The 12,380-nt window shown below is 68.7% G+C and carries 15 protein-coding genes and 3 tRNA genes; 15 read left to right on the forward strand and 3 right to left on the reverse strand.

The features are described from left to right. The first annotated feature begins 98 nt into the window (after window positions 1-98). The 11 genes from AB0H78_RS36470 to AB0H78_RS36520 all read left to right on the forward strand — a co-directional run bounded on the left by AB0H78_RS36470 (window position 99) and on the right by AB0H78_RS36520 (window position 6,747). Window positions 99-171 (forward strand) — tRNA-Thr (locus AB0H78_RS36470). Window positions 172-215: 44 nt separating this feature from the next. Then, window positions 216-288: transfer RNA gene (locus AB0H78_RS36475), tRNA-Met, on the forward strand. A gap of 88 nt (window positions 289-376) precedes the next feature. Continuing rightward, complete coding sequence (gene rpmG / locus AB0H78_RS36480; protein WP_363239126.1) at window positions 377-541, forward strand: 50S ribosomal protein L33; 165 nt, start codon at window positions 377-379, stop codon at window positions 539-541. 92 nt (window positions 542-633) lie between these two features. Beyond that, window positions 634-1,092, forward strand: coding sequence for a MaoC family dehydratase N-terminal domain-containing protein (locus tag AB0H78_RS36485; RefSeq protein WP_363239127.1), 459 nt, complete (start codon window positions 634-636; stop codon window positions 1,090-1,092). Window positions 1,093-1,094: 2 nt separating this feature from the next. Further along, a complete protein-coding gene (locus AB0H78_RS36490) occupies window positions 1,095-1,529 on the forward strand; it encodes a MaoC family dehydratase (RefSeq protein WP_363239128.1) in 435 nt (144 codons plus the stop codon). 95 nt (window positions 1,530-1,624) lie between these two features. After that, window positions 1,625-2,176 carry a TetR/AcrR family transcriptional regulator gene (locus AB0H78_RS36495; RefSeq protein WP_363239129.1) on the forward strand — a complete coding sequence of 184 codons (552 nt, stop codon included), beginning with the start codon at window positions 1,625-1,627 and terminating at the stop codon, window positions 2,174-2,176. A gap of 85 nt (window positions 2,177-2,261) precedes the next feature. Next, window positions 2,262-3,698 carry a DHA2 family efflux MFS transporter permease subunit gene (locus AB0H78_RS36500; protein WP_363239130.1) on the forward strand — a complete coding sequence of 479 codons (1,437 nt, stop codon included), beginning with the start codon at window positions 2,262-2,264 and terminating at the stop codon, window positions 3,696-3,698. Between the two features lie 71 nt (window positions 3,699-3,769). Further along, entirely contained in the window at window positions 3,770-4,183 is a 414-nt protein-coding gene (locus AB0H78_RS36505) for a DUF3291 domain-containing protein (protein ID WP_363239131.1), read from the forward strand. Between the two features lie 72 nt (window positions 4,184-4,255). Beyond that, complete coding sequence (locus AB0H78_RS36510; RefSeq protein WP_363239132.1) at window positions 4,256-5,311, forward strand: UDP-N-acetylmuramate dehydrogenase; 1,056 nt, start codon at window positions 4,256-4,258, stop codon at window positions 5,309-5,311. Window positions 5,312-5,416: 105 nt separating this feature from the next. After that, the gene (locus tag AB0H78_RS36515; protein ID WP_363239133.1) at window positions 5,417-5,950 is read left to right on the forward strand and encodes a SigE family RNA polymerase sigma factor; all 534 of its coding nucleotides are present in this window, start codon (window positions 5,417-5,419) and stop codon (window positions 5,948-5,950) included. Then, the gene (locus AB0H78_RS36520) at window positions 5,947-6,747 is read left to right on the forward strand and encodes a hypothetical protein (RefSeq protein WP_363239134.1); all 801 of its coding nucleotides are present in this window, start codon (window positions 5,947-5,949) and stop codon (window positions 6,745-6,747) included. The genes AB0H78_RS36515 and AB0H78_RS36520 overlap by 4 nt, the downstream gene beginning before the upstream one ends. Window positions 6,748-6,770: 23 nt before the next feature. Here AB0H78_RS36520 and AB0H78_RS36525 read toward each other — a convergent pair whose 3' ends face one another. Continuing rightward, a complete protein-coding gene (locus AB0H78_RS36525) occupies window positions 6,771-7,406 on the reverse strand; it encodes an NAD(P)H-binding protein (protein ID WP_363239135.1) in 636 nt (211 codons plus the stop codon). An 86-nt stretch (window positions 7,407-7,492) separates the two neighbouring features. On the opposite strand from AB0H78_RS36525, the gene AB0H78_RS36530 reads away from it, so the two are divergent. Continuing rightward, window positions 7,493-8,089 carry a helix-turn-helix domain-containing protein gene (locus AB0H78_RS36530; RefSeq protein ID WP_363239136.1) on the forward strand — a complete coding sequence of 199 codons (597 nt, stop codon included), beginning with the start codon at window positions 7,493-7,495 and terminating at the stop codon, window positions 8,087-8,089. Between the two features lie 284 nt (window positions 8,090-8,373). Here the strand turns inward: AB0H78_RS36530 and AB0H78_RS36535 are convergent, their stop codons facing one another. Together AB0H78_RS36535 and AB0H78_RS36540 are read right to left on the reverse strand one after the other, a co-directional pair. Continuing rightward, entirely contained in the window at window positions 8,374-9,393 is a 1,020-nt protein-coding gene (locus AB0H78_RS36535) for an adenosine deaminase (RefSeq protein WP_363239137.1), read from the reverse strand. 121 nt (window positions 9,394-9,514) lie between these two features. Then, on the reverse strand, window positions 9,515-10,741 hold the full coding sequence (locus tag AB0H78_RS36540; protein ID WP_363239138.1) for a pyridoxal phosphate-dependent aminotransferase: 1,227 nt from the start codon (window positions 10,739-10,741) through the stop codon (window positions 9,515-9,517). A 159-nt stretch (window positions 10,742-10,900) separates the two neighbouring features. Here AB0H78_RS36540 and AB0H78_RS36545 point away from each other — a divergent pair. From AB0H78_RS36545 to nusG, 3 genes are all read left to right on the forward strand, one after another. Beyond that, window positions 10,901-10,973: transfer RNA gene (locus tag AB0H78_RS36545), tRNA-Trp, on the forward strand. Between the two features lie 105 nt (window positions 10,974-11,078). Further along, complete coding sequence (gene secE, locus AB0H78_RS36550; protein ID WP_363239139.1) at window positions 11,079-11,366, forward strand: preprotein translocase subunit SecE; 288 nt, start codon at window positions 11,079-11,081, stop codon at window positions 11,364-11,366. 74 nt (window positions 11,367-11,440) lie between these two features. After that, window positions 11,441-12,322: a transcription termination/antitermination protein NusG gene (gene nusG, locus AB0H78_RS36555; protein WP_363239140.1), complete on the forward strand. Its 882-nt coding sequence runs from the start codon at window positions 11,441-11,443 to the stop codon at window positions 12,320-12,322. Window positions 12,323-12,380 lie beyond the last annotated feature (58 nt).

The raw sequence follows: 12,380 nt of genomic DNA on the forward strand, positions 1-12,380 counted from the left end.
CCGGTGTGGCCTCGTGAGGCCCGTGCGAGGGGTGGGACGGAGGGCCGGCTTAAGGATTTGGTCGATCGGCGAGGGAGCGGGTAATGTCTTCCTCGCTCGCCCCAATAGCTCAGTCGGTAGAGCGTCTCCATGGTAAGGAGAAGGTCTGCGGTTCGATTCCGCATTGGGGCTCTGGTGCGGTAGCCCTCACCTTCGGGTGAGGGATTCCGTATCAAAGCGGTGTAGCTCAGTCGGTAGAGCAAGCGGCTCATAATCGCTGTGTCACCGGTTCAAGTCCGGTCACCGCTACACACAGTAGCCGATTGTGGGGTCGGTCCTTCGATCGGCTACTCTTTTATGCGTTCATCCGTCCAACGACCGTCCCAGGAGCACTCACGTGGCTGCCACCGACGTCCGCCCGAAGATCACGCTGGCCTGCGTGGAGTGCAAGGAGCGGAACTACATCACCAAGAAGAACCGGCGTAACGACCCGGACCGCTTGGAGCTGAAGAAGCACTGCCCGCGCTGCCACTCGCACACTGCACACCGCGAGACGCGCTAACACACAGGCTCGTATGCAAGGCCGTCCCCCTCGGGGGGCGGCCTTGTGTCGTTTTTGCAGGTACAGGCTCTTTCATCAGGAGGTAGCGAGTCATGGCGCTCGACCAGTCCTTCGTGGGGCGGACCTATCCGCCCACCGCTCCGTACGAGGTCGGCCGGGAGAAGATCCGCGAGTTCGCGGTTGCTGTGGGTGACACCAATCCCGCGTACACGGATCCGGATGCCGCCAAGGCGCTCGGACATTCCGATGTGATCGCTCCGCCGACTTTTGTGTTCGCGATCACTTTCAAGGCCGCGGGTGCGGTCATCGAAGATCCGCAACTGGGTCTGGATTACAGCCGGGTGGTGCACGGCGACCAGAAGTTCGCGTACACGCGTCCGGTACGGGCGGGGGACCGGCTGACGGTCACCTCGACCATCGAGGCGATCAAGTCCATGGCGGGCAACGACATCCTGGACATCCGCGGCGAGGTCCACGACGAGTCCGGCGAGCATGTCGTGACCGCCCTCACCAAGCTCGTGTCCCGCGCGGCGACGGCAGAGGAGGCGTGACGATGACAGCGAAGGTCTCTTACGGGGACGTCGAGGTCGGCACCGAGCTGCCGGCGGCGTCCTTCCCTGTGACGCGTGCCACGCTTGTCCAGTACGCGGGCGCCTCGGGCGACTTCAACCCGATCCACTGGAACGAGAAGTTCGCGGTCGGCGTCGGGCTGCCCGATGTGATCGCGCACGGCATGTTCACCATGGCCGAGGCGATCCGCGTGGTCACCGACTGGGCCGGCGACCCGGCGGCGGTCGTGGAGTACGGCGTGCGCTTCACCAAGCCCGTCGTCGTTCCCAACGACGAGACGGGTGCGCTGATCGAGGTCAGCGCGAAGGTCGCGGCCAAGCTGGACGACGATGCCCGTACGGTGCGCGTCGACCTGACGGCGATGAGCGCAGGCCAGAAGGTGCTGGGCATGTCCCGCGCCGTGGTCCGCCTCGCCTGACGAGAGCAGTGCGTAAGGGGCGTCCGCCATGGCGGACGCCCCTTACGCATCTCCACCCCTTGACTCAGGTAGTGATTGGCCACTAACTTAACCGCATGGCCAGGATGAGTGCAGACGAGAGGCGCGAGAGCGTCATCCGCGCGGCGGTGACCGAGTTCGCCCGCGGCGGCTACAACGGCACCTCCACGGAGGCGATCGCCAAGCGGGTGGGCGTCTCGCAGCCGTATCTCTTCCGGCTCTTCCCGAACAAGCAGGCCATCTTCCTTGCCGCGGCGGCCCGTTGCTGCCAGGAGATCACCGAGGTCCTACTGAAGGCGGCCGACGGGGTGGAGGCCGATGGGCTCCGGATGGCCATGGGGATGGCGTACGAGTCGCTCATCGCCGACGACCCGGACAAGCTGCTGATGCAGATGCAGGCGTACGTGGCCGTGGCGTCGGCGGAGATCGTAGGCGACCACGAATTCGGTGAGTCGGTCCGGGCCGCCTGGCTGGAGATGTACGACACCATCCACCTGAAGCTCGGCGCGGACGCCACGGGGACGACGACGTTCCTGGCGGACGGGATGCTCATCAACACGCTGGTGTCCCTGGGCTTCAAGCCCGAGCACCGGGTCTGGGCGAACTTCTACGAGTCGAAGCTGCAGTGAAATGACGCACGTGATCCCGCTTTTCCGCTCCGCTGTTCCACGCCCGCAAAACTTAGTCATCAATAACTAACTCCGAGGGGGAGTAATGAACGAGCAAGCAGCAGGACGGCGCGGGGGCGCCACCTGGGCCCTGATCATCACCAGCGTCGCCGGTTTCATGGCGGCTCTCGACAATCTCGTCGTCACGACCGCCCTGCCCTCCATCCGCGAGGACCTGGGCGGCGCGCTCTCCGACCTGCAGTGGACGGTCAACGCCTACACGCTGACCTTCGCCGTCCTGCTGATGTTCGGCGCAGCCCTCGGTGACCGGTTCGGCCGCCGCAAGCTCTTCATCTCCGGCCTCACGGTCTTCACTCTCGCCTCCGCCGCCGCTGCCATGGCCCCCGGCATCAACTCCCTGATCGCCGCCCGCGCGGTCCAGGGCGTAGGCGCGGCGATCATGATGCCGCTCACGCTCACCCTGCTCACCGCAGCCGTTCCGGCCGCCCGCCGGGGCGCCGCCCTCGGCATCTTCTCCGCCGTCACCGGCCTCGCGGTCGCCAGCGGCCCGTTGATCGGCGGCAGCCTCACCGAGCACTTCTCCTGGGAGTGGATCTTCTGGCTGAACGTCCCGGTCGGTCTGGCCCTGCTGCCCTTCGCCCGCCTCCGCCTCTCCGAGTCGTACGCCCCGAACGCCCGTCTCGACATCCCCGGCACGGTCCTCGTCAGCGGCGGCCTGTTCGGCATCGTCTACGGGCTGGTCAACGGCCAGGCCGACGGCTGGACTTCGCCCACCATCCTCATCAGCCTCTTCGCGGGTGCCGCCCTCCTGGCCGGTTTCGTCCATCACGGCTTCACCGCCAAGAACCCCATGCTCCCCATGCGGCTCTTCCGTAACCGCGCCTTCTTCGGCATCAACATGGCGTCCATGCTGATGTTCCTGGGGATGTTCGGCTCGATCTTCCTGCTCAGCCAGTTCCTGCAGGGTGTCGCCGGATACTCGCCCACCGAGGCCGGACTGCGGATGCTCCCCTGGACCGGAATGCCGCTGATCGTCGCGCCGTTCGCCGGGATCCTCTCGGACCGGATCGGCGGCCGCCCGGTCGTCGCGGCAGGTCTCGCACTCCAGGCGCTGGGCCTCGGGCTCTTCGCGGCGGTCATCGGCCCCGACGTCTCGTACGCGGCCCAGCTCCCGGGCCTGATCCTCAGCGGCATCGGCATGGCGCTGTACTTCGCCCCCGCGGCCAGCGTGGTCATGTCCAGCGTCCGCCCCGCCGAGCAGGGCATCGCCTCCGGCGCCAACAACGCCCTGCGCGAGGTCGGCGGATCGCTCGGAGTCGCCATCATGGGTGCGGTCTTCTCCGCCCAGGGCGGGCTGGAAACCCCGCAGTCCTTCACCGACGGCACGGTCCCCGCGCTGTGGATCGGCGCCGGCACGGTGGCCCTCGCCGCCCTGGTGGCCCTGCTGATTCCGCGCCGCGCCAAGGCCGCGGCCCAGGCCGCCGAGGACCAGGCCGAAGAACGCGAATTCGCCTCCGCCTGAACGATCTTGGCCCATACGATGACCGATCCGGACACGACCAATCCGGACACTCACGAAAGCGGAGGCCAGCCATGCCGGACCTGCCCTGGATCGTTCCTCAAGCACCCGCACCGCACACCGAGGCCTACGCCATGGCCTCCCGCTTCGAGACCCGCACCCTGCTCGGCGCGCTCAGGTTCTTCGCGAAGGCCCCCGGGATCATGCTCCAGATACGCAAGGCCCCGGGTGCGTACGGGGTGACGCTGCGGGCCCGCCCGCTGCGCCGGACCTTCTGGACGCTCTCCGTATGGGAGTCGAAGGAGGCGCTGTACCGCTTCGCCGGCACCGGCGCGCACCGCGCGGGCGTCCGCGCCGTGAGGGGCCTGATGAGCGATTCGACCTTCACCTACTGGGCCGCGAACACGGATGACGTCCCGCTCGGCTGGGAGGAGGCGCTGCGGCGCCTGGACGAGGAAGACGAAAAGAAGCAGCAGACGCAGGTGTGACGCCCCCGCCGTACGGACAGCCCCGCCGCGACCGGCGGGGCTGTCCGTCTGCCGTCTCGTACGCTTGACCCCGTGCAGGAACTCCACGAAGCCCCCCTCGCCCCCCTGACCACCTTCCGCCTCGGCGGCCCGGCCACCCGGCTGATCACGGCGGAGACCGACGCCGAAGTGATCGAGGCGGTCCGCGCCGCGGACGCGACGGAGACACCCCTCCTCGTCATCGGCGGCGGCTCCAACCTGGTCATCGGCGACAAGGGCTTCCGCGGCACCGCCCTGCGCATCGCCACCCGTGGCTTCGAACTCTCCGGTACGAAGCTCGAGTTGGCGGCAGGCGAGAACTGGTCGGACGCCGTCGCCCGCACCGTCGAGGCAGGCCTGGCCGGCATCGAGTGCCTCGCCGGAATCCCCGGCTCCGCCGGCGCGACCCCGATCCAGAACGTCGGTGCGTACGGCCAGGAAGTGTCCGCCACGATCACCGAGGTGGTCGCCTACGACCGCCAGGCCGCCGAAACGGTGACGATCCCCGCGGCCGACTGCCACTTCTCGTACCGCCACAGCCGCTTCAAGCAGGACCCCGACCGCTATGTGGTCCTCCGCGTCCGCTTCGAACTGGAAGACGCGGGCGGCCTCTCGGCCCCCCTCAAGTACCCGGAGACGGCCCGCGCCCTCGGTGTCGAGGCAGGCGACCGCGTCCCGGCGGCCAAGGCGCGCGAGACGGTGCTCACGCTGCGCGCCGGCAAGGGCATGGTCCTGGACCCCGAGGACCACGACACCTGGTCGGCGGGCTCCTTCTTCACCAACCCGATCCTGTCGGCGCAGGAGTACGAAGCCTTCCTGGCCAGGGCCCGGACGCGTCTCGGCTCCGACGTCGTCCCGCCCGCCTACCCGGCGGGGGAGGGGCTGACGAAGACATCGGCGGCCTGGCTGATCGACAAGGCGGGCTTCACGAAGGGGTACGGCACGGGCCCGGCCCGTATCTCCACCAAGCACACCCTGGCCCTCACCAACCGGGGGAGCGCCACCACCGAAGACCTTCTCGCGCTGGCCCGCGAGGTCGTCGCGGGTGTCCAGGAGGCCTTCGGCGTCACCCTGGTCAACGAACCCGTGACCGTCGGCGTCAGTCTCTGAAGCCCCCTCCGAAACCCGGTGGAACCCACCGGGCACCCCCGGTTGTCGAGTGAGTGACAGGGTCTTTGCCCTTGAGGACCGCACGCTCATCGAGGGGGACACCAGGTGGGGACGGAGCCGGCCACGCGCGATGCGGATTTCACGGAGTTCACGGCGTCCGCGTACGCCTCGCTGCTGCGCACCGCCCGTCTGCTGACGGGGGACCGGCACACGGCCGAGGATCTGGTGCAGGCCGCTCTGGTCCGCGTCTATCTGCACTGGGGCCGTTCGGCGGCCTGGGAATCGCCGCAGGCGTACGCCCGCAAAGTGGTCGTCAATCTCTACGCGACCTGGCGCCGCCGCAGCTGGCACCGCGAGGTGCCCCACGCGATCCAGGGGGAGGGCGGTCAGCCGGACCGCGCGGACGACGCGACGGGCGGCACGGACACCCGGATCGAACTCCGGCGCGCACTCTCCTCCCTGCCCCGTGCCCAACGGGCGGTGCTGGTGCTCCGCTTCTACGAGGACCTGTCGGTGGAACAGACGGCCGAGCTGCTCGGCTGTTCGCCCGGAACGGTCAAGAGCCGTACCAACAGGGCCCTGGAACGGCTGCGCGCCACGGGTGCGCTGACCGGTTACGCGCAGAGGGGTGCACGGTGAGCGATACGGACCACTCCGATCACTCGGACGAAGACCTGTTGAGGCAGGCGCTGCACGATCTGGCGGGAGCGGACGCCTCCCCGGCGGCAGTGGAGGCCCCGGCCCTGATGGCACGCGGCCGCCGCACGCGCGGGCGGCACAGGGCGGCGCTGGCGGCCTGCGCGACGGCTCTGGTGGCGCTGGGCGGGTCCTTGCTGGGCCTGAACCTCGCAGGCGGGGAGGGGCGCGACGGGTCCTCGGCTGCCTCCACCGCAGCCGTACGGACGCCTGAGGCGGTGACCGGGAAGGCGTACGCGTACGGGCTGCCCGGTGTCTGCGACCTGCGAGTCGCCCTGTTCGACGGGCGCTTGTGGACGGCCCGTCACGACACCTGGGCGATCTCGCTCGTCGGGGACTATCTGACGGGGCGCATGACCCTCCGGTCCCACAACGCACTGCGTTTCAGCGGAGCCGGCGGCATCCCTCCGATGACGTTCCACCCGGCCGGCGCGGCCGATGTCGAGGCCGTCTCACCCGGCTGCCTGGACCGGCTGGCATCGGACGTCAAGAAGCCGAGGACCGGGGCGATCTACCCCGTGCGGCTGGGAGGCGGCCACCCGTGCGACATGGGTCCTGACATCACGCGCATCGACGGACGCTGGTGGGCCTCGGAGGAGAAGACCCCTGAGGGCGCCTGGGAGCAGGCCCCGTCGGGGACGATCGAACTGCGCGCCCCGGACACCGCCGAGGTCACCTACCTCGGGGGCCGCACGGCCACCTTCCACCCGCTCGCAAGCCCGCCCGGACTGTGCCAGTGATACGGCGGCGCGGTCCTCCGCCCCTAGTACGCGACCCCGACCCCCTGCTTGAAGGCCCGCGCATCGTCCACCAGCGCGAGCATCGCGTGGGCCACATCGGCCCGCGCGATCGAACGCCCCTTGCGCGGATTGCCCCCGATCTCGGTGCGGTACGCACCCGTCCGCGCCCCGTTGGTGAGCTTCGGCGGTCGTACGGCCGTCCAGTCCGTCGCGCTCCGCGCCATCTCCTCCTCCATGGCCCGAAGGTCGGCGTACACGTCCTTCAGGATCGCGTTGATCGCGGAGAGCATGACGCGGTCGAGCAGCGCCTCCCGTACCTCCGGCGCAGGTGCGAGCGGCGCCGCGCTGACCACGAGGAGCCGCCGCGTCCCCTCCGCCTCCATGGCGCGCAGCACCGGCCGGGTCAGCCGGGCCGCGACCCCCGCGTCCGACCGCTTCCTCGCCCCGAGCCCGGAGAGCACCGCGTCGCGTCCGGACACGGCGGCCCGCAGTTCTTCCGCGTCGTCGAGAGCGGAGGTGAAGACCTCCACCTCCGACAGCCGGACGGGCAGCCGCGCCGGATCCCGTACCACCGCGGTGACCTGGTGCCCTGCCGCCACCGCCTGCTTGACGATCTCCTGACCGATACCGCCGGTCGCTCCGAAAACGGTGAGCCTCATGGCGCTTCCTCCCGGGTGGGTAAGTGTTCACTCACCCCTATAGTGAGTAAACGCTCACCCACTCGTCAAGCTTGGTTGGTCCCTCCATGCAGCAGAAGCCGGCCCGCGTCCGCATCGTCGACGCAGCTCACGAACTCATGCGCACAGCCGGCCTCGCCCGCACCACCACCAAGGAGATCGCCAGGGCGGCGGGCTGCTCGGAGGCAGCGCTCTACAAGTACTTCCCGAGCAAGGAGGACCTCTTCATCACGGTCCTCAGCGAACGGCTGCCCAAACTGGCACCCCTGCTGAACACCCTGGTCGAAAGCCCCGGCGGCCACAGCGTCGAGGAGAACCTGACCACGATCGCCCGCCAGGCCGCCCTCTTCTACGCCGAGAGCTTCCCGATCGCCGCCTCGCTCTACGCCGAACCCCGCCTCAAGCAGCGCCACGACGACGCCATGCGCGCCATCGGCGCCGGCCCGCACATGCCCATCCGCCGCCTCGACGCCTATCTCCGCGCCGAACAGCGGGCAGGCCGCGTCGGCCCCGAAGCGGACACGTACGCCGCGGCCTCCCTCCTCCTCGGAGCCTGCGCCCAACGCGCCTTCGCCTACGAGATGTCCGAGGACGGCGTCCCCCCGCACCCCCTGGACGAGTTCGCCGCAGGAATCGCCCGCACGCTGCTCAAAGGGATCGCATAGGGTCCTCCCCGCTCCTGGCGCGGGCAGCACGGTGGACACAAGCTCCGAGCAGACCCTTGAGCGGCTCGACAGGGACGGCACGACGATCATCGTCGGCATGTCCAGCAGGACGGCCGTGCAGGTCTACGAGGACCCTCGGCGGCCAGTGCCCCAAGCGCGCGGCCAACGCCCTGTGTGCGGCGCTGGAGATGAAGAAGTTCGCGGAGCACCACACGGTCGTCAGGACCATGGAGCTGTCCCCGTCGGCCCGCCCGAAGCTCACCTGGCAACCCCGGTGTCCGGGGTCAGACGGCCAGCCAGTCGTCCACCCCGGACAGCAGCTTCTCCCGTACGTCCACCGGTGCGGCGGACGCCCTGACCGACTGCCGCGCCAGCTCGGCCAGCTCCTCGTCGCTGAACCCCTGGTGCTTGCGCGCCAGTTCGTACTGCGCCGCCAGCCGCGACCCGAACAGCAGCGGGTCGTCGGCCCCCAGCGCCATGGGAACCCCCGCGTCGAACAGCCGCCGCAGCGGTACGTCCTCGGGCTTCTCATAGACCCCCAGCGCCACATTGGACGCCGGACACACCTCGCACGTCACCCCGCGCTCAGCGAGCTTCCGCAGCAGCCGCGGGTCCTCGGCCGCCCGCACCCCGTGCCCGATCCGCGTCGCGTGCAGGTCGTCCAGGCAGTCCCGTACGGAAGAGGGCCCGCTCAGCTCCCCGCCATGAGGTGCGGCCAGCAGCCCGCCCTCGCGCGCGATCGCGAAGGCCCGGTCGAAGTCCCGCGCCATGCCCCGGCGTTCATCATTGGACAGTCCGAACCCCACCACCCCCCTGTCGGCATAACGCACCGCGAGGCGCGCAAGTGTCCGTGCGTCCAGCGGATGTTTCATCCGGTTCGCCGCGACGACCACCCGCATCCCGAGCCCGGTCTCCCGCGAAGCCGAATCGACGGCATCCAGGATGATCTCCAGAGCCGGGATCAATCCGCCGAGCAGGGGCGCGTACGACGTCGGATCGACCTGGATCTCCAGCCACCCCGACCCGTCCCGCACATCCTCCTGGGCGGCCTCGCGCACGAGGCGCCGGATGTCGTCGGGGGTACGCAGGCAGGACCGCGCGATGTCGTAGAGCCGCTGGAAGCGGAACCACCCCCGCTCGTCGGTGGCCCGCAGCTTCGGGGGCTCCCCACCAGTCAGCGCCTCGGGCAGGTGGACGCCGTACTTGTCGGCCAGTTCCAGCAGGGTCGAGGGCCGCATCGACCCGGTGAAGTGCAGATGCAGATGGGCTTTGGGCAACAGCCTCACATCACGTACGTGCTCCATCCCAAGATCCTGCCGTACGCACCCGTCCCCCCGGTAGCGGCTTTCCCCCTATGAGTAGTTGCCCGAACGAAGAAACGGGCCCCCGGCCGAAACCGGAAGCCCGTGTCCATACCCGCAAAAACTAGTCGCGGGCCTCGGCCAGCAGCTTCTGCAGCCGCGAGACGCCCTCGATCAGGTCCTCGTCGCCCAGCGCGTACGAGAGCCGCAGGTAACCCGGGGTCCCGAAGGCCTCACCCGGCACCACGGCGACCTCGACCTCGTCCAGGATCAGCGCGGCGAGCTCGACCGAGGTCTGCGGCCGCTTGCCCCGGATCTCCTTGCCGAGCAGCCCCTTCACCGAGGGGTACGCGTAGAAGGCACCCTCCGGCGTCGGGCAGACGACTCCGTCGATCTCGCTGAGCATCCGCACGATGGTCTGCCGGCGCCGGTCGAAGGCGGTCCGCATCTCGGCGACCGCGTCCAGGCTCCCGGAGACGGCGGCCAGCGCGGCGATCTGCGCCACATTGCTGACGTTCGACGTGGCGTGCGACTGCAGGTTGGTCGCGGCCTTGACGACGTCCTTCGGGCCGATGATCCACCCCACGCGCCAGCCGGTCATCGCGTACGTCTTGGCGACGCCGTTGACGACGATGCACTTGTCGCGCAGCTCGGGCACGATCGCCGGCAGCGAGGTGAAGGTGGCGTCCCCGTAGACGAGGTGCTCGTAGATCTCGTCGGTGAGCACCCACAGACCGTGTTCGACGGCCCAGCGCCCGATCGCCTCGGCGTCGGCCTCGCTGTATACGGCGCCGGTCGGGTTGGACGGCGAGACGAAGAGGACGACCTTGGTCCGCTCGGTGCGGGCAGCCTCGAGCTGCTCCACCGAGACCCGGTAGCCGGTGGTCTCGTCGGCCACGACATCGACCGGGACACCGCCCGCGAGGCGGATCGACTCGGGGTACGTCGTCCAGTACGGAGCCGGGACGATGACCTCGTCGCCCGGGTCGAGGATCGCGGCGAACGCTTCGTAGATCGCCTGCTTGCCACCGTTGGTGACCAGGACCTGGGAGGCGTCCACCTCATAACCGGAGTCACGCAGCGTCTTGGCGGCGATGGCGGCCTTGAGCTCGGGGAGCCCGCCGGCCGGGGTGTAGCGGTGGTACTTCGGGTTGCGGCAGGCCTCGATCGCGGCCTCGACGATGTAGTCGGGCGTCGGGAAGTCGGGCTCACCGGCCCCGAAGCCGATCACCGGGCGTCCGGCGGCCTTGAGGGCCTTGGCCTTCGCGTCGACGGCGAGGGTCGCGGACTCGGAGATAGCACCGATGCGGGCGGAGACCCTGCGCTCGGTAGGAGGAGTTGCAGCGCTCATACGGCCCATCGTCCCAGACCTGAAACGCGCTCGGCACACGGGTTTCACGGACTGGGCAGGAATGATCTGTTCGACGTCAGCCCCGTGAGCACGTACACTCACTCACCGTTGGCCCACAGCAACCACATCTTCGGATGCGGTACGTTGGGGGAACCACAAAGGGTCGTAGCTCAATTGGTAGAGCACTGGTCTCCAAAACCAGCGGTTGGGGGTTCAAGTCCCTCCGGCCCTGCTACACACACCTTCGCCGGTTGTGTGCGCATGTAAGTACTTCATTGATTGCCATGCGGCTCCACCGGGCGCGGCATGGTCACGACCCGGAATCAGGTGAGAGATCGTGACGGACGCCGTCGGCTCCATCGACATGCCTGATGCACAGGATGAGGCGCCGGAGTCGAGCAAGAAGGCGCGCAAGGGTGGAAAGCGCGGCAAGAAGGGCCCCTTCGGCCGTCTCGCGCTCTTCTACCGTCAGATCGTTGCGGAGCTCCGCAAGGTGGTCTGGCCGACGCGCAACCAGCTGACGTCGTACACGTCAGTGGTCATTGTCTTTGTTGTCATCATGATCGGCATCGTGACCGTGATTGACTATGGGTTCAACCAGGCCGTCAAGTACGTCTTTGGCTGATCCCGCGAAGGGCGCCCGGAGCGGCGCCCCTTTCGCATGTTCCACACCTTTGTATCCAGGAAGAAGCAGCCACCGTGTCTGACCCGAACCTGAACGAGTCCGCCGAGGCCGAGCTCGACATCGTCGAGGCGGCAGACGCTGTGGACCCCGACCAGGCAGAAGCTGCTGACGCCGCTGCTGGCGAGCCGGCCGAAGAGGCCGCCGTGCACATCGAGGACGAGGCCGAAGCGGTCGCAGAGACCGATGAGGACGAAGCCGCAGTCGAGGCCGTCGAGGCAGAGGCCGACGCCGCCGAAGGCGACGAGGAGCCCGCCGAGGCCGAGCCCGCCGAGGCTCTCGACCCGGTCGAGGCCCTGCGCGAGGAGCTCCGCGGTCTGCCCGGCGAGTGGTACGTCATCCACACGTACGCCGGTTACGAGAAGCGCGTGAAGGCCAACCTGGAGCAGCGTGCCGTCTCGCTGAACGTGGAGGAGTTCATCTATCAGGCCGAGGTGCCTGAAGAGGAAATCGTCCAGATCAAGAACGGCGAGCGCAAGAACGTCCGCCAGAACAAGCTTCCCGGTTACGTGCTGGTCCGCATGGACCTCACCAACGAGTCCTGGGGCGTTGTCCGCAACACCCCCGGAGTCACCGGCTTCGTCGGCAACGCCTACGACCCGTACCCGCTGACGCTGGACGAGATCCTCAAGATGCTCGCCCCGGAGGCCGAGGAGAAGGCCGCCAAGGCCGCCGCGGAAGAGGCCGGTCTGCCGGCGCCGCAGCGCAAGCTCGAGGTCCAGGTACTGGACTTCGAGGTCGGCGACTCGGTCACGGTCACCGACGGCCCGTTCGCGACACTCCAGGCCACGATCAACGAGATCAACGCCGACTCGAAGAAGGTCAAGGGCCTCGTCGAGATCTTCGGCCGCGAGACTCCGGTCGAGCTCAGCTTCGACCAGATCCAGAAGAACAGCTAAGTCCTTCTGGACACACGCCTACCGACCAGGTCAGACAGGCTCTCGCAGCCGGTCTGAC

This window comes from Streptomyces sp. NPDC050738 (genome assembly GCF_040654175.1).
In the GTDB taxonomy this organism is placed as follows: Bacteria; Actinomycetota; Actinomycetes; order Streptomycetales; family Streptomycetaceae; genus Streptomyces.